The sequence below is a fragment of the Sphingomonas segetis genome, assembly GCF_009720245.1.
GTDB classification, from domain to species: domain Bacteria; phylum Pseudomonadota; class Alphaproteobacteria; order Sphingomonadales; family Sphingomonadaceae; genus Sphingomicrobium; species Sphingomicrobium segetis.
Genome location: NZ_WJSQ01000314.1, coordinates 1 through 656 on the forward strand (window position 1 = coordinate 1; position 656 = coordinate 656).

1 protein-coding gene is annotated in these 656 nt (G+C 73.9%); it reads left to right on the top strand.

Annotation, left to right across the window (positions count from 1 at the left end; genetic code table 11):
- A partial coding sequence (locus tag GH737_RS14990; RefSeq protein WP_155265549.1) for a DUF7146 domain-containing protein occupies positions 1 to 566 on the top strand: 566 nt, incomplete at its 5' end.
- Positions 567 to 656 lie beyond the last annotated feature (90 nt).

Sequence of the window (656 nt, forward strand, 5' to 3'; positions counted from 1 at the left end):
TCTGGAACGAGAGCCGGCCGGTTCGGGGGACTCCGGCCGAGCGCTATCTCGCCGGGCGCGGGCTCTGCTCGGGCTCGGCGGCCCTGCGATTCCATCCCCGGACGCCGCACGGCCCGCGGCCCCTCACCCGCCTTCGCCCGGCGCTGATTGCCGCGGTCCGCGACGATGGCGGCCTGACCGGAATCCACCGCACCTTCCTCGACGGCCCGCCGGAAAGCCGCGGTCAGCGGAAATGCGGCCTGGGGCGGTTCGGCCGCGGCGCGGTGCGCCTCGGCGGCAGCGCGTGCCGCCTCGGCCTCGCCGAAGGGATCGAGACGGCGTTGTCCGCGACCGCATTGTTCGGACTGCCGTGCTGGGCGACTCTCGGAACCGAGCGCTTCGGGCAGGTTTCACTGCCTGCCGACATCGAGGAGCTGCTGCTGTTCCCCGACCATGACATGGGCGGCCGGCGCGCCGAAGCCCTCGCCCGCGAAGCCTTCGCGCATGTGCCCCGCATCGAGGCCCGTTACCCGAGCCGTCCTGGGGAGGACTGGAATGATGTCCTGCGGGCATCGTTGAGGGGCTGACGATGCCGTCGGTCGCGGGGCGCCGCGGTGCGATCCGATCGCCGGTCTCCGGCGGCTTAGGCCGACGCCGGCGCGCAGGCGGCGCGAGCG